Raw genomic sequence first — 955 nt, forward strand, 5'->3', positions numbered from 1 at the left:
CAGATGTCTACGGGCTGCGAGATTCGGTTCGTAACGAATGCCGACGCCGTGCTGATCGCCCTCTCTTCACTGGAGATAGACGGAGAGGTGCTTGTGTATCAAGGGGACTACTTTCATTCACAGCATATCCTTCGCGCTGGTTCTGTGGAGACTCTGTTGCTTCAACGTTCGGAACGGTTCGATTGGATAGAGGAGGAGCGGCTTCGGTCCGGCCGCTTCTCTCCCGATGTATGGAGGATTATGATTAGTCGAAGCTATGGGGCGGGACAAGGCTTCTGTGCCGTCTTCCACTATGTGGATGCATTCGGCCATGACGTTCGACCTCCCCGCAAGGATGAGATGCCGACCGTAAGCTGGCTTGCTTACGGCTCTTCAATTACCCATGGTTCGGGAGCCTTGTCGCATCACAGCGCTTATATCCAGCAGGCGGCTATGAGATTAGGTGTGGATGTCCTGAACAAGGGGCTTGGAGGCGCTTGCTTATGCGAGCCGGAAGTGGCGGACTGGCTCCCCGGCTGTGCTGATTGGAGCTTCGCAACGCTGGAGATCGGAGTGAATATGCGAGAGAGATTCACGCCTCTGGAGTTCGAAGAGCGTGCTCGCTATTTGATAACGCAGATGGTGCGCGTACATCCCGACAAGCCTGTCGTATTGATTACTATCTATCCGAATCATGCGACTTACAACAGAGATCGCACGCATCCCGCCCGCTTGGCTGTAGAGCAGTTTAATGAAATATTGCGAAGCTTGCATGCCGAATTCGACTATCCCGGCCTTCATCTCATCGAGGGGCATGACATTGCGGATGAATGGGAGGGGCTGACGACGGACCTGATTCATCCTTCCGATCGAGGGCATTGTATGATGGGGCTGAAGCTTGCGGCGAAGCTTGAGGAGATCGTTCCGCACGACATTCGATTCGGGGAGCGCAAGGAATAGCCGAACGGCCTTTTAT

At 54.5% G+C, this 955-nt stretch carries 1 protein-coding gene; it reads left to right on the forward strand.

Annotated elements, in window-relative coordinates:
- The coding region (locus M6D81_RS31535) for a GDSL-type esterase/lipase family protein (RefSeq protein ID WP_262681631.1) at positions 1-939 on the forward strand (939 nt) is incomplete at its 5' end.
- Positions 940-955 lie beyond the last annotated feature (16 nt).

The organism is Paenibacillus sp. J5C2022 (genome assembly GCF_025567625.1).
Lineage (GTDB): Bacteria > Bacillota > Bacilli > Paenibacillales > Paenibacillaceae > Pristimantibacillus.